This window comes from Rhodopila sp. (assembly GCF_965277825.1).
Lineage (GTDB): Bacteria > Pseudomonadota > Alphaproteobacteria > Acetobacterales > Acetobacteraceae > Rhodopila.
This window is the reverse complement of record NZ_OZ255846.1, coordinates 1643453-1665162: the sequence shown is the minus strand read 5'-3', so window position 1 is coordinate 1665162 and position 21710 is coordinate 1643453. Positions and strand designations below refer to the sequence as shown.

Here is a 21710-nt window from a genome sequence, read left to right as displayed (position 1 = left end):
TAACAGGGAGGGTCCAATGTATCCCGGTAAATATGCCACCGCTCGACTGGAACAGCCGGCAGTGATCATGGCTGCCTCGGGTGAAACTTTGACATATGCCGAACTGGAAGCGCGCACCAACCGCCTGGCCCATCTGCTGCGCGCCAGCGGACTGCGCCAGCATGATCATTACGCTATACTCATGGAAAACCACCCTCGCTATATCGAGGCCTGTGCCGCCGGCGAACGCTGCGGCCTTTACTATACCTGCGTGAACTCCTTCCTTACCCAGGACGAAGTCGCCTACATTCTGAATAACAGTGAAGCGAAACTTCTGATCACATCGCAGGCCAAACGCGACGTTGCCCTTGCCGCGTTGCGCCAGTGCCCGAGCATCAGGCTTTGCCTGGTCGTTGATGGCCCGGGCCAGGGCACCGCGATCCTCAATCTTGCGGATGCCACCGCCGGGTTTCCCGCGACACCGATCCCGGATGAGGCTTTGGGCAACGCGATGCTGTATTCCTCGGGCACGACCGGGCAGCCGAAGGGCATCCTGCGGCCGTTGCCGCAACAGCCGCCGTCGCAGCCTTTGCCGGTTTATGCCTTTCTGCAACAACTGTGGCGGTTCCGCGAACACCAGATCTACCTGTCACCCGCCCCGCTGTATCACGCGGCACCCCACCTGGGTGTCAATCTCACAATCCGCCTGGGTGGCACCGCCATCATCATGGAACGCTTCGACGCGATGGACTTTCTGCGGCTCGTCGAGACCCACCGGGTGACCCACACCCAGCTTGTTCCCACCATGTTTTCACGCATGTTGAAACTGGAGGATGACGCGCGCCGGCGCTTCGACCTTTCGTCACTGGAAATCGCCATTCACGCCGCCGCACCTTGCCCTGCCCAGGTCAAGCAGCAGATGATCGACTGGTGGGGTCCGATCATCTTCGAGTACTACGGAATGACCGAGGCAATGGGGCTTACCGCCTGCGACAGTCGCGAATGGCTGGCCCATCGCGGCACTGTCGGCCGCCCGGTGTTCGGTGAATTGCACATCCTCGACGACCGAATGCAGTCTTGCCCTGTCGGAACGAACGGCACGGTCTGGTTTACCCTGGGATCGTCGTTCGAGTACTTTAACGACAAGACCAAGACCGCGGAAGTGTTGTCCGCCGACGGCACGATGGGAAGCGCGGGCGACGTCGGATACGTTGACGCCGACAGATACCTCCACCTCACCGATCGCGCTACCTTCATGATCAACCTCGGCGGCGTGAACGTCTATCCACAGGAATGCGAGGACGTGCTGATCACCCATCCGAAGGTTGCCGACGCCGCCGTATTCGGCGTGCCGAATGAAGATCTCGGCGAGGAAGTGAAGGCGGTCGTGCAACTGATGCCGGGTCTCGCCCCCGGGTCCAGCATGGCCGAAGAACTGATGGCGTTCTGTGGCCAGCACTTGGCCCGACAGAAAGTGCCGCGATCGATCGATTTCGAGGCCGAATTGCCGCGTCTTCCGACCGGCAAACTGTATAAACGCGTCCTGCGTGACCGCTACTGGGCCAACAGGACAAGCCGTATCGTCTGACAGTCCTGGGCGCGAGAAATGCTGGGTGTATTAGGTCTTTCAACCGCTGATGCACGCAGATCTTCGTCTCTCCTTCGACGGTGAGGTGAACGACGCGAAGACAGTGTGGATGATGATCGAGACACTGGTCGGATCGCCGGGAACTTCGCGTCATTGTGTCTTCGTATTGACATAGAACCAACAACCCGAACGAACGATGACCCGGAACCGCCGCGATGGGGCCCGATCAAGCCGATCGCCACCCGTTCACCATCCCCCCGCGTCACCCTGCCGATTCAACACGAAGACACAATGACACGAAGATACTGCGAGGATCATTCGTGGGGCGATCGCATCTGGACCTACACCTCCAGTTCCCGCTTCACCTGTAGCCACCGATCGAGGATCGGCAAGATCCGCTCCTGCTTCTCCGCCGGCAGGCTGAACACCACCCGATCGACTTCGATCTCTTGGCAGAACCGCAGCTTCGCCAAGTCGTCCGGGACACGGAAGATACTTATCGGCAACGATGCTGCATCGCGACCGGCTTCGGCCGCCATGTCGCGGAACTGCTTGATCACCACGCCGACGCCGTCATGCTCGAGCCGGTCGGCGCGCGGAATCCAGCCGTTTCCGTAGCGGATTGCCCGCTTCGCGGCATAGGGAAAAGCCCCGCCCACAATAACCGGCGGATACGGTTTCTGCAGCGGCTTCGGCCATTGGCTCATCGGCCCAAATTTGACGAACTCGCCCTCATAGGACGCCTCGTCGTGGGTCCAGATCATCTGCATGGCTTCGATACGCTCACGAGCCAATTTGTGACGGGTGGCGAAGGCGGTGCCGTGGTTCTCGATCTCGTCGCGGTTCCAGCCGTTGCCGACGCCAAACAGGAACCGACCCTGCGACAACTGGTCGATCGAGGATACGACTTTCGCCGTGACGATCGGGTCGCGCTGCACCAGCAGCGCGATGCCGGTGCCGATCTTCAGCCTGGTGGTCGCGGCGGCGGCGGCGTTCAACGCCAGGAACGGGTCGTAAATCTCGTAGTAAGGCCGGGGCAGAGGTCCTCCGCCTGGATAGTCCGTCATCCGGGTCGATGGCACATGGGTGTGCTCGGGCACCCACAGCGATTCAAAGCCGCGCTCCTCCAACGCTCGGCCTAACGCCGCAGGCTGCATCGATTCCGAGGTGAAGAACATCACCGCGCCGATTTTCATCATGCAAAATCTCCGCTTAGGCAGACCTGACCGCGGGGAAAACTTCCTCCGCCAGCAGTTGCATTTGTTCCATTGCCAAACTGGCCGGCATGCCGACCCAGTGGATGCCGAGGATCATCGTGTTGACACCAAATCGACGCTGCAGCAGCAGCATCTGTTCGGTCACCTCGGCGGGCGATCCGAACAGGAAGCGGTCGTTCATCAGGTCTTCGAAGTCGCCGCTGAACGCATCGCCTGACGGCATCACCTTGTCCTGTCCCCAATCCTTGTAGGCCTTGTATTTTGCCTCCAGCGACGGCTTCGCCAGCCGGATTGCCTCGGCTCGGCTGGACGCGACGAAGACCTCGCGCGCCATCGGCAATTCATCCGGGAACGGCTTGCCGCATGCGTCGAGCGCCCGCTTGTAGACCTCCATTTGTTGCGCAAGGGTGTCGATCTTGTTATGCGGGTTGATGAACCAGGCATCCGCCATTCTTGCCGCCCGCCGGATGCCGACATTGGCATTGGCCCCGATCCACACCGGCGGCATCGGTTTTTGCACCGGCAAAGTTGTGCAATTGGCGTTGTCCAGCTTGAAGTAGCTTGCCTGCATCGAAACGAACTCTTCCGACCACAGCCGCTTCACCGCGGTCAGGCATTCCTCGAAGCGTGGGCCAGACTGTTTCTGTGTCGACCCAAAAGCGGCAAACTCCACCTCGCGGTAACCGATGCCGGCACCGAAGATCAGCTTGCCGTCGCACATCACGTCCAATGACCCGAGTTCTTCCGCCACGTGCAGCGGGCTGTGCAGCGGCAACAGCACCACGCCAGTGCAAAGCCGCAGCTTCGGCGCCACCATCGCGACCTGGCATAGATAGGGGATTTGCTGGATGTATTGAAATGGGTACGAACTGTAGTGCGAGCCCTTGGCAACCACGTCATAGCCCAGTTGCTCGGCGCGTTTCGCCGCTTCCAGATCCTCTCGCAGGCGAACCCGCATATCGTCGCCCTGCGGATATTGCCCGCGGATGATCAAGCCAAAGCGCATGCGTCCCCTCCGTTGGATTGGAGTGCGGAGCGTGGCACCACCCTCGCCTCTGTCAAGCTTGCGGCGGCACGGCACACGCCGCGGTGTCATGGTGTCGCGTGTTATCGGCAGCTTTTGCAACACCGCATTGTCCTTGCCCCACGGGCGGCAGATTTGTCATGCTGCGGCGATGCGGCTGACCCATCCCTCCATCCGGCCCACCGGCCAGGCGATATCGTTCCGCTTCAACGGTCAGCCGATCCAGGCATTGCAGGGCGAGACCGTCGCCGCCGCGCTGTCCGCCGCTGGTGTCACCACATTCCGTCATACACTTTCCGGCGCGCCGAGGGGCCTTTTCTGCGGCATGGGCGCCTGTTTCGACTGCGTGGTCACCATTGACGGCCGCATCGGCCAGCGCGCCTGCCTGATACCAGCATCCGAGGCAATGCAGGTCACCGGAGATGATCCGGCCACATTGACCGCCGACCCCGCACCGCCGCAGCGGCAAGAAGGCTGCGACGTCCTGGTGATTGGCGGCGGTGTCGCCGGCCTGTCCGCCGCCATCGCCGCCGCCGAGGCCAGCGCCCGCGTCGTCCTGCTAGACGAACGCCATGCGCCCGGCGGTCAGTTCGCCAAACCGCTGTCGCCAAGCCACACCGACCCAACCCCTGACAGCCAGTTCAGGTTCGGCGCCGAACTGCGCGCCCGTGCTGAACGCGCCGGCGCCCGCCTGGAGGCCGACGCCATGGTCTGGGGCGCCTTCGCCGCCACCGAGATCGCCGCCCTGGTCCGCGGCCAGTCCATTACCTATCACCCGCGCCGACTGATCCTTGCCACCGGCGCGCACGAGGCGCCGGTTCCGATCCCGGGTTGGACGCTGCCTGGGGTGATGACCACCGGCGGTCTGCAATCCCTGGTCCGCAGCCAGCGGGTCTGCCCCGGCAGTCGTGTGCTGATCGCCGGCAACGGACCGCTGAACCTGCAACTCGCCTGTGAATTGCTGGCCGGCGGCGTCAAGCCCGTCGCTGTCCTGGAAGCCGCCCCGCGGCCGACCATCGGCGCCTGGCGCGACTTTGCCGGCATGGCCCGCGCCGCCCCCGACCTGCTGCGCAACGGCGCCGCCATGCTGCGCACCCTGCGCCAGGCCGGCGTGGATGTGGTCTGGGGCACCACGCTCGACAGCCTGCTGGGCGACGATCGCGTGACGCAGGCGGATGCCGGCGGCCGCAGCTACGCGGTCGATGTCGTTGCCATGAACATGGGCTTTCAGCCCGAGGTCGGTCTCGCCCGCGCCCTCGGCGTGCCGCACCGGCGCGTCGAACGCGGCCCCGGCTACCTATCCACCGAAACGGACGCCGAAGGCCGCACCGCCATCCCGGGCGTCTTTGCCGTCGGCGACGGTGCCTATCTCGGCGGCGCCCGGGTCGCCGCTGCCGCCGGCCGTCTCGCCGGCCTCGCCGCCGCCCGCGAACTGGACTTCCAGACGCCGCCCGACCGCTCGGCACGACGAGCGGTGGCCCGCGCCGAGCGGTTCCAGGACGCGCTGTGGCGGGTGTTTGCCGCCCCGCCGCTGCCGATCACCGATGCAACCATCATCTGCCGCTGCGAGGAGATAACCGCGGCGCGCCTGCGATCCGAAATTGCCGCCGGCCTGACCTCCTTGCCGGCGTTGAAGAAGGCCACCCGAGCCGGCATGGGTCGCTGCCAGGGTCGTTTCTGCACAGCATCGATAGCGCGGCTCTGCCCCACGCCGCCTGATCCTGACGGTTACGCCGCCCCGCGCGCCCCGCTGCGCCCGGTGCCGGCCGCGCCGCTGATGCGAGAGGCCGGCGAATTCACCGCGCCGCTGCTGCGCCATCCCGCCGCCCCGGCTCGTCTGCATGCGCTGGCACCGCTGCCGGTTGAAACCCGCCACGCCGATATCGCCGTCATCGGCGGTGGCGCGGTCGGCCTTTCCACGGCCTATTACCTTGCCCAGGCCGGCGCGGATGTTCTGCTGATTGACCGCGACGAGGCGGCAATGGCCGCCAGCACCGCCAACGCCGGCAGCCTGCACGTCCAGTTGCTGTCCTACGACTTCGACGACGCAACCCCCGCCGATGGCGGCCCCGCCGCCCACACCCTGCCGCTTGGTCCGCGTTCCATCGCGCTGTGGAAAGCCATCGCCGCCGCCGCCGGCGAGGACCTTGGGCTGCGCACCGAAGGCGGCCTGATGCTGGCCGAAGATGCCGCCGGCCTCGACTGGCTGCGCCGCAAATCCGCCATGGAGCGGCGCTGGGGTATCGAAAGCCATATACTCGGAAGTAACGAACTGCGTGCTCTCGCGCCCGCCGTATCCGACCGCATGGTGGGCGCCGACTTCGTCCCCGAAGAGGGCTATGGCGATCCGCTGCGCGGCATGATGGCGCTGCTGCGCCTGGCCCAAGGCGCCGGCACCCGCCTGCTGCGCGGCGCCGAGGTCCATGCGATCGAAAGGTCCGCCTCCGGCTGGAGCCTGACCACCAGCAAGGGCTGCGTCAGCGCCGGCCGCGTGGTCAATGCCACCGGTCCGTGGGCGGCGCGCATCGGCCGCATGGTCGGCCTGGACCTGCCGGTTACCGGCACGGTTCAGCAGGTTATCGTCAGCGAACCGGCGCCCGTGCTCACCCGTCATCTGATCGCTGTTGCCGATCGCCATCTGTCGCTGAAACAGCAGGCCAGCGGCGGACTGCTGATCGGCGGCGGCTGGTTTGGCCGTTTCGATCCGACGACCGGGCGAACCGCAAACCTGCGCGAGAATATCGAGGGCAATCTATGGGTTTCGGCCCGCGCCGTGCCGGCGTTGAACGGCCTATCCATCCTGCGCGCCTGGACCGGCATCAACACCGCCATCGACCGAGCCCCACTGCTTGGTGGGGCGCCTGGGCTGCCGGGCTTTTACAACGCGGTCACCGCCAACGGCTACACCCTGGGACCGATCGCCGGGCAACTCACCGCGGAGGCAATTTTGCGCCAGGAACCGATTGATCCACACTACAGCATCGAACGGTTCAACTGACCCGATGGGCCGAGTTTTGGCCCAGTCAACGGCATCTTCGCTGGCGCCGCGTCCAGACATTTGCGAAGCCGCTGCCGTTTCTACGAGCGGCCCACGAACAGCCGATCACCCCCTTCGCCTTCCATCGCGTTGCGCAGCGCCGACAGCAGCGCAACGATTGACGGCGCAGCCCGATCCGGACGCTTTGCCGCCGCACGCCGCGGCGTCTGGTAAAACCACCGCGCGGGCAGTGAAGCGGGGTCCGCCCGACCCACGGTGAACCGTCCGCCCGGTGTCTCGATTACCAGACCGTCGGCGCCGGCGCTGATCGTCCCGCTCACTTGCCACAGCTTCAGACAATCCAGCAGCAGTCCGCGAAGCTGGGCGTCCGTCATGCCGCCACGCCTGGATTCCTGGTCAGATTCCCCCCAGACCGGCAACCCGCCCATTACAGCCGAGGCGCGGTGAACATTTCCTCGGCCACCTTGCGGTGCTGCCACTGGCCGTCATGAAGACTGCCTTTGAACGATCCATTCTCCACAACTACCTTGCCGCGCAACACCGTCAGGCATGGCCACGCATCCATCTGGCGCCCTTCCCACGGCGTGTAGTCCGCCTCGTGCAGGTCCTCGGCCCGGATCACCCGCCGGTCCGCCGGGTCCAGCACGCAGATATCGGCATCCGATCCGGCCGCCAGTGCGCCCTTGCGCGGATACAAGCCCATGATCCTGGCGGCGTTGGTGGAAACCAGATCGACGTAGCGCCGCAACGAATAGCCGCGCCTGCCGACCATTTCGGTGTACATCAGCGCCACCCTGGGCTCCACGCCGGCGTTGCCGCCGGTGGTGTCGTCGATCCGTGCGCCCTGCAATTTCTGCTTCAGGGTGCAGCAGATTTCGTCGGTCGCCACGCAGTTGATCGACCCGTCCAGGGTGCCCTGCCACAGTGCGGTGTGGTCCTCGGCCCCCTTCAACGACGGATAGGTATGATAGATCTGCCCATTCGGCCGCTTATAGTCCTCGCTGCCGTAGAGCATGTACTGGTGCAGCGACTCGCCGTAGATCGGCACCCCCCGGGCCCTGGCCTCATGGATCGCCGAGACGCCGGTCGCGGCGGAGACGTGCATCATGTACAGCGCGGTTCCCGCCACCTTCTCCGCCAGCCGGATCACCCGGCGGAACGACACGTCTTCGGACAAGGTGTTATGCACCTCGGCCATGTTCTCGAACCCGGTGCGTCCCTCGCGGATCAGCTTGCCGTACATGTGCATGACAATGTCGTTGTCCTCCGAGTGGATCACGCCCAGGCCCCGGTTCGCCGCCAAGACCTGAAAAATCTCCCAGATATCGCCGAAATCCACCATTCGACCCTTGCGGCTCGGGGTGATGTCGGTGGTGAAGATCTTCACCGTCGCGAACCCGGCCTGGATCGCCTCAGCCACCTGGTCGGGCAGGTCCACCGGCAGCGCGCCCTCGACCATGATGTGCTGCGCGTAGTCGCAGGCGCAGTGGCCTTTCCATTCCGCCTCGCGGCGTTCGATCGCCTCGCGCAGGTCCTTGCCCTGGGAGGCGCGGGTGAAATCCAGCATGGTCGTGGTACCGCCCCACAGCGCCGCCTTGCTGACCACGTCGGGCGGAGCGGTCTCAGTGGCGCTGCCGTCCGGCCCGGGCAGGTGCCACTTGCAATGCACGTGCGGGTCGATGCCGCCGGGCATGACGATCTTGCCGGTGGCGTCGATCACCCGCGTGCCCTCGGGCAGGGCGATGCCGCCCGGCGCGGCCATCGCGGCGATCACCCCGCCGGCAATAAGGATGTCATGCGCGCCGACACCTTGAGGCGTCACCACGGTGTCGCCGCGAATCACCAGATCGATCATTTCGTCCCCCCTTCGCCACGCGGAGCGCATCGTCGCCCGGGGGCGCCCGGTCGGCAAGCGCCCGCCGCATCGATGTTTGCATCGCCGGCGTGTGATCCGCATCACACCGGCGGGACCCGCCGGTGGGTATCAATCGGGTGGCCGCTTCCGGCCGGAACGCGCAACAGAGAGCAAAGGAAAACCCGATGTCAGACGTCCAGGACCATCCGGCGACCAGGCCCGCAGATTTCTCGGCAAAACGCCAAAGCCACGACATTCTGATTACCGGCAAAGCCATCGGCGACTATCGGGTGGAGAATGTCAGTCTGCAGAGAGCGTCGCATCAGCCGCGCCCCGAGTTACTTGAACTGAACGTCAAGGCGAAGCTGGGACGGGTGGAAAACCCGCATCCCGACTTCTTGCGGGTCTTCGACCTGGAATTCACCGAGCGGCCGGCCAACCGGGTGATGGAGGTGAGAATTGCCAACGGGCATCAGCATTTTACAATCGATGTGACGCCATAGGCGGACCCTTCGCGACCAGGCGGCAGGAATCGCATGCCGCCTGGCCGTTGAATTCAGGCCAGGCCGACAGTTAATTCGCGGTCTGTGAGTTCGACGATCTTCAACACTTGGCTTGGAATGTTGCGATACGCTTGGTCCGCCGCTATGGCAGTCTGCGCTTCGCCGTGGGACTCACAACTACCAAATTGAAGCACGAAAAGCAGTCGTCTGGCGCGTGAGACTGGCACCCGGCAGACTGGCAACCGGTGCATTGGCAACCTGGCGCAGCGGAAACCCTGAAAATGACGCTGCCGGAAGAATTGGCTTGGCAAACCGCTCAGCATCCGCTTCGCTGGCGCCCTTGAGAACTCTTTTTGGATCGCAACGTGGCAACCCGCTTCTACATCCGTCAGATCCTGGCTGTCGCGCTGATCATCTGCTGGCTGTCACACGGTGCCCACGCCGCCAACCTGGCTGGCATGTCACTGCCCGACACCTACAGCGTCAACGGCCAATCGCTTGTATTGAACGGACTCGGCCTGCGCACGCTGACAATCCTCAGCATCCGGGCCTATATCGCCGGACTCTATTTGCCGCAGCCTAGCCACGACGCGACCCAGATCCTGGCCTCGGGCGAGCCCCGCGTGCTGATTCTGCGCTTCCTGCGTTCCGCCTCGAAGGCCAGGATCGAGGCCGAATACCGCGCCGGCGAGCGGGAGAATTGTGGCCAAGGCGGCTGTGCCGCCTCCGATAAGGCCGATTTCGAACGTCTTATCGCCGTCGCTCCCGCCGTGGAGCGCGGCGACACCTCGACCTACGTGTTCACCACGTCCGGCGTTCGGGTGTTTGCCAACCAGCGGCTGATCGGCGACTTCGCCAACAAGGACCTGGCCTACCACCTGCTGGCCGGCTTCATCGGCCCGCACCCCCCGTCTCAGCAACTGCGCCGCCGCCTGCTAGGTTTGCCGGGAAACTGATAACGTGCGTCCAGGGGTGACACGCCCAAGGGGATGACGCCAGCCCGTGCAAATTTAGTCAGGAGGCCAAATGGCGACCCAGCATTTCGACATCGTGGTCATCGGCGCCGGCATCGCCGGCGCTACCGCCGCGGCCCACTTGTCCGCTGACCGCCGCACTGCCTTGATCGAGGCAGAGGATGTCGCCGGCTACCACACCACCGGCCGCTCCGCCGCGATCTGGGTGCAGAACTATGGGCCGCCCGATGTCCGCGAACTCACCCGGCTGTCACGCGCGTTCTACCAGGACCCGCCGGCCGGTTTCACCGACACGAAACTGATCCGCCGCCGCCCGGTGCTGCTGCTGGCCACCCAGGCGCAATTGCCCGAGCTCGACGCCGCGCTTGCCATCGGCCAGGGCATGCGCCGCGTCAGTCCCCAGGATGCGCGGTCGATGGTGCCGGCGCTGCGGCCCGGATATTGCGCGGGCGCCGCGTTAGAAGACGATGCCTTCGACATGGATGTCGCCGCCATCCATCAGGGTTTCCTCCGTACTCTGCGCGCCCAGGGCGGCGTCATGGCGCTGCGCAGCCGCGCCGGCCAGATCGAGCGGGATGGCAACCTCTGGCGGGTCCACACCAACTCGGGCGATGTCTTCCAGGCGCGCATCGTGGTCAATGCCGCCGGCGCCTGGGGCGATGAGGTCGCCCGCATCGCCGGCGCCGCGCCGCTGGGTCTGCAGCCGAAACGACGCACCGCCGCGATCGTCGATCCCTCGCCGTTCGACGTCTCGGACTGGCCGATGATCTACGACGCTGCCGAGGGCTGGTATGCCCGCCCCGAGGCGCGCACCCGCCTGATGGTGTCCCCCGCCGACGAAACGCCGACCCATCCGCACGACGTCCAGCCCGAGGAACTCGACGTCGCCACCGGCATCGATCGGATGCAGCAGGCGCTCGATATTCCGGTGCGTCGGGTGGAACACAGTTGGGCCGGGTTGCGCACCTTCACCCCGGACGGCAGCCTTGCGTTCGGCTGGGACCGTCAACTCGAGGGGTTCTTCTGGTGCGTCGGCCAAGGCGGCTACGGCATCCAGACCGCCCCCGCCGCCGGACGCCTGGTCGCCGACCTGGTGCTGCGGCGGGATCCGCCTGAGATAGCGGCGCTGGCACAAGCAATCGCACCTGCGCGCTTCGCCAAGTCGGACACACCGCCGTAGCCACGTCCGTATTTACTCTGGTCACGACCGGCCGCCGAGGGCTGCCTTGATCAGGATCCCAGGACCGGCACCATTGCAAGCCGCAACAGTCCGACGCGGCCGCTGTGGAAGCCGAACGCGGACATCCGTAGATACGCCTCGTATTGCCGCACCTTTTCCTCCCCGACGATCGCTACCGCCTCGTCGCGTCGCCGATGCAGCGTCCGGTACCACAAATCGCAGGTTCGCCCATATTGCGCGCGGTCGTTGCGCAGCAGCGTTACTTCGAACACTCCGCTCGCCGCCTCGATGATCTCGTGCGCCTGCGGCAGTTCTGAGTCCGGAAAGATCTCCGTGCTGATGAACGCGTTGTTCTCGTTCGGCTGCATCGTGCCGTAGGCGATCGTCTGCAGCGACATCGCACCCAAGGGTGCCAGCCAGCCCCGGCACTTGCGCAGGAACTCGCGATACAGCCCGATCTTTTGTTTCGGACTGTCGCCCGGACTGGCGAAATGCTCCAGCGCGCCAATCGAAACGATCGAGTCATACTTTGCCGCCGGTGCGTGATCGATCCAGCTTTCCTTCAGCACCTGCACGCGCCCATCGTGCCAGGCGTCGATATGGCGGAACTGCGCTTCGCTCAACGTCAGCCCCGTCGCCTGTTCGATCGCGGTTTGGCTGACCGCGCGCCGCAGCAAACTGCCCCAGCCGCAGCCTATGTCGAGGATGCGTCGACCCCGAGCCGCACCGGCCGCCGCGAGATGGAAATCGAGCTTGCGAAGCTGGGCCGCGGTCAGGTCGTCCGGGTCGTCGCTCTCGTTCCACAGAGCGCACGAATAGGTCAGTGTCTGATCCAGCCAAAGCGCATAGAACGCGTTACTGAGATCGTAATGGTGGCGGATCGCCGCCGGGTTGCCGCCGCGCTTGGACGAGCCATCGACCATGTCCCGATCGGGGCCACCCGACCCCATGGCGTCATCATCGACAATGTTCATTGATGCGCGGTTCCTTCGACACACTGGCGTCACGTCGTTACCGGTCCCATCATCGGGCTCCGGTCACCGACGACTCGCCAGACCAAACAGGTCCGGATGCCGCCGCCATCAGAATCTAGATCACCGCCTCCGCCCTCAGCGCGGCGATAGCGGCGGCGTCATAGCCGATCTCGGCCAGCACCGCGTCGGTGTCAGCACCCACACCGGGCGCCAGCGTATCCAGCCGGCCGCCGCCATGCGCCATCTGAAACCCCGACCCCACCAGCCGCAGCCGACCCCAGGGACTGTCCACGGTCTGCATGGCGTTCCGGTCGGCGATCTGGGGATGGTCGATGATCTCTTCCACCTTCCAGATGCTGGCGCACGGTGCGCCGGTGTCGTTCAGCCGACGTTCCCAGATCTTCGAGTCCGCGGCTGCGAGGGCCTGCTCGATGATCGTGCGTAGCGCCGCCTCGTTCTCCTTGCGCAGGAACCAATCGCCGAACCGCGGATCGTCCAGCACGTCGGCGCGGCCGATGCCGGTCATCAGCGCGCGGTACTGCTTTTCGTCGTTCACCGCCAGCAGCAGGAAGCTGTCCTTGGCTCTGAACAGGTTGGCGGTTGCCTTGCGACTGATCGCCTGGTTGCCGGCCTGGGGCTGGTGATGGCCGGCGACCGTGTAGTCGGCGACCTGGGTGGCGAGGAACGCCAGGCTGGCCTCCAGCATGGAAACGTCGATCAATTGACCCTTGCCGGTGTGGGTGCGCTGGAACAACGCGGACGAGATCGCGAACGCCCCGGTTGCCCCCGACAGCACGTCGCACACCGCGAAGCCGGCGCGGGTGGGGCCCATCTCGGGATGGCCGGTGATCGCCATGATGCCGGACATTGCCTGGATCTTGCCGTCATAGCCGGCCTCGCTGCTGGCCGGACCGGTCTGGCCGAAGCCCGAGATCGCGCAATAGATCAGCCGGGGGTTGATCGCCGACAGCGCGCCATAGCCGAGGCCCAGACGGTCCATCACCCCGGCGCGGAAGTTCTCCATCACCACGTCGGCCTTGGCCGCCAGCTTACGCACCACCTCGCGCGCCGCGGGCTTCTGCAGGTCCAGCGTCAGGCTGCGCTTGTTGCCGTTCACCGCGATGAACGCCGAGGCCATGTTGCGGTCGGCCCATTCGCGCGACAGCGGCGTGCGGCGCATGTCCTCGCCGCCGCGGCGCTCGATCTTGATCACCTCGGCGCCCAGAAGTGCGAGTTGATAGCTGGCATACGGGCCGGCCAGCACCTGGGTGAAATCCAGGATGCGGACTCCGGCAAACGGACGCCCCGCCTTGATCCCGTTCCACGCCTTGGTTTCGCCAGACATCGTTTCGCCAGTCTTGGTCTCGCCAGTCTTGGTCTCGCCAGTCTTGGTTTGGCCAGCCTTGGTCTCGGTGATCATGCCGCGTTGACGGCCCGGTTCGAGCGGGCGAGTTCCTTCTGCCGGTCAAATTCCTCGCGCCGGCGCTTCAGTTCCGCCTCGCCGATCTGTTCCAGGTTCAGGTAGTCCAGCTTCCATTTGCCGTCGGCGCTCCAGCGCAGCGGTGACTGCATGGTGGTTTTCGGACCGGCGGCGGTTTCCAACAGCCGCAGCGCCAGATCCAGCGTCCGGTCTTGCGAGGCCACGTCGTGCGGCTTGCCGGCGCTGTTGCCGAGCGGGAAATCGCTGAATAGGAAGCGGGGGGCGGCGGCGTGCTCGACGATATCCTTGGCGCAGCCCATCACGACGGTCGGAATGCCGTGCGCTTCGAGATGACGAGCTACCAGCGTGCTGGTTTGATGGCATACCGGGCAGTTCGGCACGATCACCGCGACATCGGCACCGTCTTCGCGGATGCGGGCAAGGATCTTCGGCGCATCGGTTTCCAGCGTGACCCGTTGGCTGCGGTTGGTCGGCGCCCCGTGGAACCGTTCCGCCACCGCCTCGATCCGGCCGTCCGCCGCCGCGCGGCGCAGCGCCGGCAGCGGAAACCAGGTGCCGCTGTCGGTGGCACTGGTGTGGCTGCGATCGTAACCGATATGGGAGATGCGTAGGTCGTGGTCGCGCGCCGTGTCGCCGGAATAGACCGTGTAAAACTTGGCGCTGCCGTTATAGGCCGCGCCAGGACCCTGGTCGCCCTTGCCGGGCTGATACGGCGCGGCGGTGGTGACGATGGCGACCCTCGATTGGGTCAGCTTCCTGGCCAATGGGGTAAACGGCGCCGCCTGATAGTGCGCCCAGCGATACGGCGTGGTGTAGCCGATCGCGGCATAATACTCGCGGGTTCGGCGCATGTAGGGGATTGGCGAGTCGTAGTCGGGGGCGAAATCCAGCATTGCATCCAGGGTCTGGGTATCCGCGGTCCGGGCATCGAGGGTCTGGTTCATCGGCTCCTCCGCTTGCCGGGGCTTCCCAGCGTTGCGTCAAGTCGTGGCATGGCGGCGGTGTGGCCGCAAGCTTTCGGCGATCGGCAGCAAACTCGACCGCATGTCCGAATGCGAGGCCGGTTTCTGAGGCGATCATACCGAACACATCGCGGCGGTCCCGCCGCTTACGCAGTCGCCACCCGAAGGCCCCGGCGGCGTGTCATCCGGCTGACCAGGAATGCCAGCAGCGCCAGATTGGCCAGATTGAACAGTACCCCCGACGCGAACGCCGGGCGGTACGACAGAAACACATCCACCAGCTTTCCGGCGAACCAACTGCCGAACGCCATCCCCGACATCGCCGTCATCAGCACCGTCGGGATGCGCCATGACGCCTCGCGCGACGGGTAGAGGTCGCGGATCGCCACCGAGTAGGCCGGAATAATGCCGCTGAAGCCGAAGCCGAACGCGCTGGCGACGGCGAATAGCCCGACCTCGTCGCGGGTCAGCAGGAACCCGCAGATCGCCATTGCCTGCAGCGCCGATCCAGCCATCACCGTGCGCAGGCCGCCGAAGCGGTCGGCGAAGGCGCCCCAGAACTGCCTGGCGATGAAGGCGCAGGTCAGCATCACCGACAGCATCGCCGCGCCATGGCTAGCCCTGATGCCGAGGTCGCCGCAGAACGCCACCAGGTGCGAGGACGGTATCGCCATCGGCACGCAGCAGCAGAAACTCGCCATGCAGATCAGCACCATCGCCAGGTTCGGTCGCAGCCCGAGCACCCGGTCGGCGCCGCGGGCGCCGGTGCCTGCGCCAGCCGCTGGCGGCGCTTCCGGCGCCGGCCGCAGCAAGGTCAGCAGCGGCAGGATCGCCAGCACCATGACGCCGTAGCCGAGCATCAGCGGCTGCCAGCCGACCCGCTTCATGCCGACCTCCAGCAGCGTGGGCCACAGCATCCCGGCGATATACTGTCCGGACGAGATCAACGCCAACGCGGTGCCGCGGCGGCGGTCGAACCAGCGGCTGACATAGATCAGCAGTGGCGCATAGATGGCGCCGTTGCCAAGCAGCCCGATCAGCAGGCCGTGGCCGATATAGAGGGCCCAGACCGTGCCCAGGCTGGACAGCGCCAGCCCGGCCGCCATGCACAGCGTGCCTATGGCAACGGTTTTGCGGATGCCGATCCGGTCGGCCAGCCAACCCATCGGAATGCCGCCGAGGCCATTGCCGATCCACACCAGCGCGGTGGCCAGCGACACCACCGACCGGTCGGTGTGCAACGACGCCTGGATATCGCGCAGACCGACCACGGCCAGCAGCGGCGAGCCGAACGACAGCGAAAGGATCGCCAAGGTCAGCAGCGCGGCGTGCCACGACTGGCGTGATTCGATGCTGGCGGCGATATCTCGCTGCACGGAGGTTTCCTCGTTTGGCGGTCCGGTCATTTGCCTGCGCCGGTCGCCGATCTATAACCCTTTATCGACCAAAACCCGGTCCAATCAACCCGCTATCTTGGAGACCGCTATGACCGCAACCGGCCGGCCCCAGCCCAGCGGACCGCAACCCACAGGTCCTCTTAACGGCCTGCGCGTGTTCGACCTGACCCGTGTGCTGGCCGGCCCGACCTGCGTGCAGATGCTGGCCGACCTCGGCGCCGATGTGATCAAGATCGAGCGCCCAGGCGCCGGCGACGACACCAGAGGCTTCGCCCCGCCCACCGTGCCGGGTACCGAGGAGAGCGCCTATTTCGTTGGTGTCAATCGCAACAAGCAATCGGTCACTCTGGATATCTCGCAGCCGGAAGGCCAGCACATCGCGCTGCGGCTGATCGCCGGCTGTGACATCCTGGTGGAGAACTTCAAGGTCGGCGCGCTGGCCAAGTACGGCCTCGGCTACCAGCAACTGCACGCCCGCTTTCCGCGGCTGATCTACTGCTCGATCACCGGTTTCGGGCAAACCGGTCCGTATGCGCCGAGGCCCGGCTATGACAGCCTGATCCAGGCCATGGGCGGCGTCATGAGCCTGACCGGGGAGCCAGACGGGCTGCCGCAGAAGGTCGGTGTGCCGGTGGCCGATCTGTTCGCCGGCCTGTACGGCTGCATCGGCATCCTGGCGGCGCTGCGCCATCGCGACCTGACCGGCCAAGGCGGCGAGACCGGGAGCAATGCCGGGGGTCAGCAGATCGATATCAGCATGCTGGACACCCATGTCGCCTGGCTCGCCAACCAGGGCATGAACTACCTGGCGACCGGGGAGAACCCGGCTCGGCTGGGCAACCAGCATCCCAATATCGCCCCCTATCAGGTGTTCCCCACCGAGGACGGCCATATCGTGCTGTCGGTCGCCAACGACCCGACGTTCAAGCGCTTCTGCGAGGCGTTCAACCTGACCCACATGCTGGAGGATCCGCGCTTCGTCACCAACGCCGCCCGCGTCGGCAACCGCCAATTGGTCACTGACACGCTGACCCCGGTGATGCAGCAACACCCCACGCAGTGGTGGATCGAGCGGCTGGAGGCGCTGAAGATCGGCTGCGGCCCGATCAACAAGCTGTCCGAGGTGTTCGACGACCCCCAGGTCGTCGCCCGCGAGATGGTGCGGCCGATGGCGCACAGTTCGGGCCAGACCGTCAAGGTCATCGCCAATCCGATAAAACTGTCGGAAACCCCCGCCGACTACCGCATCGCCCCGCCGCTGCTGGGTGAACATACCGACGCCGTGCTGTCCGAACGCTTAGGCCTGGACGCCGCCGCGCTAGCCGCCTTGCGCGCGAAGAACGTGATCTGATGCAGCGCCGCCCGGGGTCGGTTCGCTATCTGCTGGGCGGCAAATTCCATCGCCTGGCGTTCGAGGAATCCGGCGGTCCCGGCGCGCCGCCGGTGGTGTGCGTGCACGGCCTGACCCGGAACGGGCGGGATTTCGATGCTCTGGCCGAGGCCCTGGCCGGGTCGTGGCGGGTGATCTGTCCCGATCTGCCGGGGCGTGGCCACTCCGACTGGCTCGACGACTCGATGCTGTATCAGGCGCAGCACTACGTGACCGCGCTGGCGCACCTGCTGGCCTGGATCGGCCGCGATGTGGCCTGGGTCGGCACCTCGCTGGGCGGCATCTGCGGCATGGTGATCGCCGCGTCCGACGGCGCGCCGATCAACCGGCTGGTGTTGAACGATGTCGGCCCGTTCATGCCGGCCGACGCGCTTGGCCGCATTCGCGACTACATGGTGGCGTCGGGCGACTCGCCGCTGATGGCACGCTTTCCCGACATCGAGGCGGTCGAGCGGCATCTGCGCATGGTGCATGCGCCGTTCGGGCCGCTGTCGGACCAGCAATGGGCGCAGCTCGCCCGCAACTCGGCCCGAGCGCTGCCGGATGGGCGGTTCACCATGCATTACGACCCGCGCATCGGCGACCCGTTGCGGGCCCACCATCCGATCGATGTGGACATGTGGGCGCTGTGGGATCGTATTCGGGTGCCGCGTCTGGTGATCCGCGGCGAGACCAGCGACATCCTGCTGCCCGAGACGTTCGCCAGGATGCAGGCGTCCGGGGCGCAGGGCTACGAGGTGCCACGGACCGGACACGCCCCAGCGCTGCTCGATCCGCCGCAGACCGGGGCGATCCGGTCGTTCCTCGCTGGCTGATCCGGTGCGACCTCTGCCGGAACAACGGCTGCATCGGCCGTTCGAGGCGGGTCCCTACCGGATGGCGATGGACCTGGTGTCCGTGGCGGAGGCGGACTGGTTCGAGATCGACCGGCTGTATCGGGCGGAGATGGCCGAGAAGCGGCTGTTGCTGGCTGGCTCGCGTGATGCGGTGTTCGCCGCGATGGCGGGATCGGATGCAGCGCGGACGGAGGCGCTGGAAATGGTCGTGGCGGCGTTGGTGTTGCACCATCCGACCTGGTTCAGCCGTGGTGGGATAGTGGTACGGAATGGCTTGACGGAAGAGGGCTGGCGGGTTGGGTCGATCGATCCGCTGGAGCTGGCGGGGCGGCTGGTGCAGGAGGATCTCTGTCTTATCCAGAACGGCGAGGACGGGCCGATGTTCACCGCCGCCTCGCTGTGTTTTCCGAGCCGCTGGCGGCTGATCGACAAGATCGGCAAACCGCTTTCGGCGGTGCATGGGCCGGTGCCGTTTTATGCCGAGCGGTTGGCGCGTCCGGTGGACCGGTTCATGCGGCACTTGCGGCCGGGGCATATCGCGGCGCGGTTAAACTGGTCGTTGCTGGACGATCCGGCGCTGTTCCAGCCCGGTGGAAAGTGGCGGGTGGATGGCGGGTCGGGCGTGACGGTCGAGAACGCGGGGCGCTGCGTGTTCCTGCGGGTGGAGCGGCAGACGCTGCGGCGGTTGCCGGAGAGTGGGGCGGTGCTGTTCGCGATCCGGGTGCATGTTTACCCGCTGCAACGGGTGATCGACAGCCCGGAGCGCGCGGTCGCCCTGGCCGCGGCCGTGCGGGCGCTCCCGGCGGAGGTTCAGCAGTACAAAAGTTTGCTGCCGTTCCGAGCGGCGTTGTTTGAGTGGTTGGAAAGCGGTAGCGACAGTCGCGGTGATCGCGCGGACCCGGAGGCTGGCAGCGTCGGCGGAGCGTGGACGAACGAAACTCGCTAACGCCGCAAGGGCTGTGATCCGGTTGGGCGAGGGATAAGAGGTAAAGCCCGGCTGGCGGCAGTCGCGCCGGTCGCCCGCACGCTCACCCGCCATCCGCCGATGCCCGACAATAGGACGCAAGCTGCAAGATCCGTAAACCGAGCACCGCCGGGAGCCGACGGTCGTTGGTGAGGAACGCCGCGCATCCCGCCTCCTGCGCGGCGCTGAGTTGCAGAGCGTCCGGTGTTCGCATGCCGGTCAGCGCGCGCAGCCGCGACGCCCGCCGCAATTGATTGCGCGTCACATCGATCAGGCGGACCCCACGGCTGCTGGTCAACAAGGCCTCATAGCGGCCGGCGAGCACCTCGTTGTCCGCGCGAAACGGGACCACCAGCACTTCCAGCAACGTTACTGCTGAGGTAAACATTTCGAGCTGTCCACTGTCCGCGGCGCGAAATAACGGCGTGATCAGCGGCAGCCAGACCGGTGCTTCCTCGATGAAATAGATGAAGATCGCGGTATCGACCCCGATGCGGTCCGATCCGAGATCGTCCATCAATCCCATGAGGCGCGTTCGGCCTCGACATGCGCCGCGGTGTCAACATCCTGCCAGAGCGCCGCGCCAAGGCCTTGCAGGTCCATGATGGACAGCGCCTCGGGACGGTCGAGCGCAGCGACCAGCAGGCTGACGACCTCCTGCGCCACCGACCGGTGCTCGCGTTTGGCGCGGGCTTTCAGCTTGTCGTGCAGGTCATCGGGCAGGCTCTTGACGTTCAGGGTCGCCATCGTAGGTCCTCCAATAGTCCTCCATTTTGGAGGAAAACGGGGTTTTGTCAAGTTGTGAGCGCCCCATGGCCACCCAACGCCACCTCAGTCCGGATCACGCCCACTGACCACGGCATAGCCGCTGCCGAACGCCGCGTCGCGCTGCCGGAAGGCGTGCTTCACGCCGTGCTCGCGCATCGTCGCCTTGAACGCCATCGCCTTTGGCGCAAGGTGACCGCGCGCGTCGATCTCGGCGCCGATGCGCTGGATGGTGCGCGCACCCATCAGCTCCAGGCCTAGGTTGACCAACCGCTTGTTGGCCGAAAGCAGATGCGGGTCCACCAGGCCCATGCGGTCCGCCAGCCGCATGACCTCGGCCTCCAGTTGATCCGCCGGGTAGGATTTCAGCGCCAGCCCGATCTCGGCCGCGTCCTTGCCGCTGAGCGAATCGCCGGTCAGCAGCAGCCGCTTCGCCCATTGCGGGCCGCAGTGATACAGCCACATGCTGCCCGGCGGCGTGCCCAGGTCACGCACCGGCGGGAAGCCGATGCGGGCGTCGTCGGCGACGATGATCATGTCGCAGAACCACGCCAACTCGGTGCCGATGCCGATGCAGGTGCCATGTACCTGCGCGATCACCGGCTTGTGCATGTCGAACAGCTCGACCCGCAGCCGCTGGCCCTGCTCCAGGCGCCAGACGTCGTCGTCGATCTCGGTGCGGCCGCGATAGTCCGGGCCGCGGCCCGAGGAGAATTCGTTCAGGTCGGCTCCGGCGCAAAAATGCGGACCGGCGCCACGCAGCACGACGCAGTGCACCGGGTTGTATTCATCCGCCTCACGCAGCGCCGCATTCAACTCCCGCAGCAGCCTGGCGCTGAGCGCATTGCGCCGCTCCGGCCGGTTCAACGTGACGATGGCGGTGCTGGCTTTGACCTCAAAGCCGATGTGCTCGAATTCCATACTTCTTCTCCCGTTATGCCTGCCCGTCGTGTCAGGACCAAACCTGAACCCCGGACAGCGAGGACGGCAAGACCGGACCGCCTTTGGCGACCACCCGGGCAAGCTCGCCGTTGATCCGCACCGCTCCGGCATTGGACGACAGCCGGGTGCTGCGCTAATCCGCGCCACATGGCTCGGATTCGCATCCTGGGAGCAGCCGGCTCCGGCACCTCCACGCTCGGCTCAGCGCTGGCCCAGCGTCTGGCGGTGCCGCATGTCGACTCCGATAGTCTTTATTGGCTGCCGACAGATCCGCCCTATTCGACGATGCGGCCGCCCGATCAGCGGCTGGCGCTGCTGCTGGAAACACTTCCAGCGACCGGTCATTGGGTGTTTTGCGGCGCGGCGACCGAGTGGGCGGCGGCGCTGGAGCCACATTGCGACCTGATCGTCTTCCTGCGGCTGGATCACGCGCTGCGCATGGCGCGGCTGCGGCGGCGCGAGGCGGCTCGGTTCGGCGCCCGCATCCTGCCGGGCGGCGACATGGCCGCGACCAGCGCCGGCTTCATCGCCTGGGCCGAGGCCTACGACACCACCGGATCAATGAGCCGTGGCCTGCTTACGCATGAGGCCTGGCTGGCGGATCAGCCGGCCCCAGTACTGCATCTTGACACCAAGGAGCCGGTGGGGGACCTGGTCGCGGCGGTGCTCGATCGGCTGGGGACGGCGGCGTGACCCGCGCCGCTCGTGCCCGACATGCTGT

The 21710-nt window shown here is 65.9% G+C and carries 20 protein-coding genes; 9 read left to right on the top strand and 11 right to left on the bottom strand.

Annotated elements, in window-relative coordinates; all coding sequences use genetic code 11:
* Positions 1–16: 16 nt before the first annotated feature.
* Positions 17–1567, top strand: a complete 1551-nt coding sequence (locus ACQY4T_RS08410; protein ID WP_428540085.1) for an AMP-binding protein — start codon at positions 17–19, stop codon at positions 1565–1567.
* A 341-nt stretch (positions 1568–1908) separates the two neighbouring features.
* Here the strand turns inward: ACQY4T_RS08410 and ACQY4T_RS08405 are convergent, their stop codons facing one another.
* Both ACQY4T_RS08405 and ACQY4T_RS08400 read right to left on the bottom strand, forming a co-directional pair.
* Positions 1909–2766, bottom strand: coding sequence for an LLM class F420-dependent oxidoreductase (locus tag ACQY4T_RS08405; protein WP_428540082.1), 858 nt, complete (start codon positions 2764–2766; stop codon positions 1909–1911).
* 13 nt (positions 2767–2779) lie between these two features.
* Positions 2780–3790: an LLM class flavin-dependent oxidoreductase gene (locus ACQY4T_RS08400; RefSeq protein ID WP_428540079.1), complete on the bottom strand. Its 1011-nt coding sequence runs from the start codon at positions 3788–3790 to the stop codon at positions 2780–2782.
* A gap of 88 nt (positions 3791–3878) precedes the next feature.
* Between ACQY4T_RS08400 and ACQY4T_RS08395 the strand changes: the two genes are divergently transcribed.
* Positions 3879–6806, top strand: a complete 2928-nt coding sequence (locus ACQY4T_RS08395) for an FAD-dependent oxidoreductase (RefSeq protein ID WP_428540076.1) — start codon at positions 3879–3881, stop codon at positions 6804–6806.
* 80 nt (positions 6807–6886) lie between these two features.
* Here the strand turns inward: ACQY4T_RS08395 and ACQY4T_RS08390 are convergent, their stop codons facing one another.
* Together ACQY4T_RS08390 and ACQY4T_RS08385 are read right to left on the bottom strand one after the other, a co-directional pair.
* Entirely contained in the window at positions 6887–7180 is a 294-nt protein-coding gene (locus ACQY4T_RS08390; protein ID WP_428540073.1) for a hypothetical protein, read from the bottom strand.
* A gap of 53 nt (positions 7181–7233) precedes the next feature.
* Positions 7234–8661: a dihydroorotase gene (locus tag ACQY4T_RS08385; protein ID WP_428540067.1), complete on the bottom strand. Its 1428-nt coding sequence runs from the start codon at positions 8659–8661 to the stop codon at positions 7234–7236.
* A 122-nt stretch (positions 8662–8783) separates the two neighbouring features.
* Between ACQY4T_RS08385 and ACQY4T_RS08380 the strand changes: the two genes are divergently transcribed.
* The 3 genes from ACQY4T_RS08380 (at position 8784) to ACQY4T_RS08370 (ending at position 11318) form a co-directional block, all read left to right on the top strand.
* Entirely contained in the window at positions 8784–9164 is a 381-nt protein-coding gene (locus ACQY4T_RS08380) for a hypothetical protein (protein ID WP_428540064.1), read from the top strand.
* Positions 9165–9529: 365 nt separating this feature from the next.
* Positions 9530–10120: a chalcone isomerase family protein gene (locus tag ACQY4T_RS08375; RefSeq protein WP_428540061.1), complete on the top strand. Its 591-nt coding sequence runs from the start codon at positions 9530–9532 to the stop codon at positions 10118–10120.
* A 70-nt stretch (positions 10121–10190) separates the two neighbouring features.
* Positions 10191–11318 (top strand): NAD(P)/FAD-dependent oxidoreductase, encoded by a 1128-nt coding sequence (locus ACQY4T_RS08370; protein WP_428540058.1) that lies wholly within the window; start codon positions 10191–10193, stop codon positions 11316–11318.
* Positions 11319–11368: 50 nt separating this feature from the next.
* Here the strand turns inward: ACQY4T_RS08370 and ACQY4T_RS08365 are convergent, their stop codons facing one another.
* The 4 genes from ACQY4T_RS08365 to ACQY4T_RS08350 all read right to left on the bottom strand — a co-directional run bounded on the left by ACQY4T_RS08365 (position 11369) and on the right by ACQY4T_RS08350 (position 16101).
* Positions 11369–12292, bottom strand: coding sequence for a class I SAM-dependent methyltransferase (locus tag ACQY4T_RS08365; RefSeq protein ID WP_428540055.1), 924 nt, complete (start codon positions 12290–12292; stop codon positions 11369–11371).
* Between the two features lie 115 nt (positions 12293–12407).
* A complete protein-coding gene (locus tag ACQY4T_RS08360) occupies positions 12408–13712 on the bottom strand; it encodes a CaiB/BaiF CoA transferase family protein (RefSeq protein WP_428540052.1) in 1305 nt (434 codons plus the stop codon).
* On the bottom strand, positions 13709–14677 hold the full coding sequence (locus ACQY4T_RS08355) for a glycine/sarcosine/betaine reductase selenoprotein B family protein (protein WP_428540049.1): 969 nt from the start codon (positions 14675–14677) through the stop codon (positions 13709–13711). The genes ACQY4T_RS08360 and ACQY4T_RS08355 overlap by 4 nt, the downstream gene beginning before the upstream one ends.
* Before the next feature lie 164 nt (positions 14678–14841).
* Positions 14842–16101 (bottom strand): MFS transporter, encoded by a 1260-nt coding sequence (locus ACQY4T_RS08350; protein ID WP_428540046.1) that lies wholly within the window; start codon positions 16099–16101, stop codon positions 14842–14844.
* A gap of 79 nt (positions 16102–16180) precedes the next feature.
* Here ACQY4T_RS08350 and ACQY4T_RS08345 point away from each other — a divergent pair, with 79 nt between their 5' ends.
* Genes ACQY4T_RS08345 through ACQY4T_RS08335 form a run of 3 tightly spaced genes read left to right on the top strand, consistent with a single transcriptional unit; the run spans position 16181 to position 19264 of the window.
* On the top strand, positions 16181–17443 hold the full coding sequence (locus tag ACQY4T_RS08345; protein ID WP_428540043.1) for a CaiB/BaiF CoA transferase family protein: 1263 nt from the start codon (positions 16181–16183) through the stop codon (positions 17441–17443).
* Entirely contained in the window at positions 17443–18297 is an 855-nt protein-coding gene (locus tag ACQY4T_RS08340; protein ID WP_428540040.1) for an alpha/beta fold hydrolase, read from the top strand. Before ACQY4T_RS08345 ends, ACQY4T_RS08340 begins: the two co-directional genes overlap by 1 nt.
* 4 nt (positions 18298–18301) lie before the next feature.
* On the top strand, positions 18302–19264 hold the full coding sequence (locus tag ACQY4T_RS08335; protein WP_428540037.1) for a heme-dependent oxidative N-demethylase family protein: 963 nt from the start codon (positions 18302–18304) through the stop codon (positions 19262–19264).
* Between the two features lie 82 nt (positions 19265–19346).
* Here ACQY4T_RS08335 and ACQY4T_RS08330 read toward each other — a convergent pair whose 3' ends face one another.
* From ACQY4T_RS08330 to ACQY4T_RS08320, 3 genes are all read right to left on the bottom strand, one after another.
* Entirely contained in the window at positions 19347–19799 is a 453-nt protein-coding gene (locus tag ACQY4T_RS08330) for a type II toxin-antitoxin system VapC family toxin (RefSeq protein WP_428540033.1), read from the bottom strand.
* Positions 19799–20029: a FitA-like ribbon-helix-helix domain-containing protein gene (locus ACQY4T_RS08325; protein WP_428540030.1), complete on the bottom strand. Its 231-nt coding sequence runs from the start codon at positions 20027–20029 to the stop codon at positions 19799–19801. Before ACQY4T_RS08325 ends, ACQY4T_RS08330 begins: the two co-directional genes overlap by 1 nt.
* 84 nt (positions 20030–20113) lie before the next feature.
* The gene (locus ACQY4T_RS08320) at positions 20114–20968 is read right to left on the bottom strand and encodes a crotonase/enoyl-CoA hydratase family protein (protein ID WP_428540027.1); all 855 of its coding nucleotides are present in this window, start codon (positions 20966–20968) and stop codon (positions 20114–20116) included.
* 168 nt (positions 20969–21136) lie between these two features.
* On the opposite strand from ACQY4T_RS08320, the gene ACQY4T_RS08315 reads away from it, so the two are divergent.
* A complete protein-coding gene (locus ACQY4T_RS08315) occupies positions 21137–21682 on the top strand; it encodes a hypothetical protein (protein WP_428540024.1) in 546 nt (181 codons plus the stop codon).
* The last annotated feature ends 28 nt before the right edge of the window (positions 21683–21710 follow it).

What these genes read in the sequence shown, in the direction of transcription:
- ACQY4T_RS08320 (WP_428540027.1), bottom strand. Translation starts at nt 20,968, where the DNA reads ATGGAATTCGAGCACATCGGCTTTGAGGTCAAAGCCAGCACCGCCATC.
- ACQY4T_RS08370 (WP_428540058.1), top strand. Translation starts at nt 10,191, where the DNA reads ATGGCGACCCAGCATTTCGACATCGTGGTCATCGGCGCCGGCATCGCC.
- ACQY4T_RS08365 (WP_428540055.1), bottom strand. Translation starts at nt 12,292, where the DNA reads ATGAACATTGTCGATGATGACGCCATGGGGTCGGGTGGCCCCGATCGG.
- ACQY4T_RS08390 (WP_428540073.1), bottom strand. Translation starts at nt 7,180, where the DNA reads ATGACGGACGCCCAGCTTCGCGGACTGCTGCTGGATTGTCTGAAGCTG.
- ACQY4T_RS08410 (WP_428540085.1), top strand. Translation starts at nt 17, where the DNA reads ATGTATCCCGGTAAATATGCCACCGCTCGACTGGAACAGCCGGCAGTG.
- ACQY4T_RS08345 (WP_428540043.1), top strand. Translation starts at nt 16,181, where the DNA reads ATGACCGCAACCGGCCGGCCCCAGCCCAGCGGACCGCAACCCACAGGT.
- ACQY4T_RS08385 (WP_428540067.1), bottom strand. Translation starts at nt 8,661, where the DNA reads ATGATCGATCTGGTGATTCGCGGCGACACCGTGGTGACGCCTCAAGGT.
- ACQY4T_RS08400 (WP_428540079.1), bottom strand. Translation starts at nt 3,790, where the DNA reads ATGCGCTTTGGCTTGATCATCCGCGGGCAATATCCGCAGGGCGACGAT.
- ACQY4T_RS08355 (WP_428540049.1), bottom strand. Translation starts at nt 14,677, where the DNA reads ATGAACCAGACCCTCGATGCCCGGACCGCGGATACCCAGACCCTGGAT.
- ACQY4T_RS08395 (WP_428540076.1), top strand. Translation starts at nt 3,879, where the DNA reads ATGGTGTCGCGTGTTATCGGCAGCTTTTGCAACACCGCATTGTCCTTG.
- ACQY4T_RS08360 (WP_428540052.1), bottom strand. Translation starts at nt 13,712, where the DNA reads ATGATCACCGAGACCAAGGCTGGCCAAACCAAGACTGGCGAGACCAAG.
- ACQY4T_RS08325 (WP_428540030.1), bottom strand. Translation starts at nt 20,029, where the DNA reads ATGGCGACCCTGAACGTCAAGAGCCTGCCCGATGACCTGCACGACAAG.
- ACQY4T_RS08315 (WP_428540024.1), top strand. Translation starts at nt 21,137, where the DNA reads ATGGCTCGGATTCGCATCCTGGGAGCAGCCGGCTCCGGCACCTCCACG.
- ACQY4T_RS08405 (WP_428540082.1), bottom strand. Translation starts at nt 2,766, where the DNA reads ATGATGAAAATCGGCGCGGTGATGTTCTTCACCTCGGAATCGATGCAG.
- ACQY4T_RS08350 (WP_428540046.1), bottom strand. Translation starts at nt 16,101, where the DNA reads ATGACCGGACCGCCAAACGAGGAAACCTCCGTGCAGCGAGATATCGCC.
- ACQY4T_RS08340 (WP_428540040.1), top strand. Translation starts at nt 17,443, where the DNA reads ATGCAGCGCCGCCCGGGGTCGGTTCGCTATCTGCTGGGCGGCAAATTC.
- ACQY4T_RS08330 (WP_428540033.1), bottom strand. Translation starts at nt 19,799, where the DNA reads ATGGACGATCTCGGATCGGACCGCATCGGGGTCGATACCGCGATCTTC.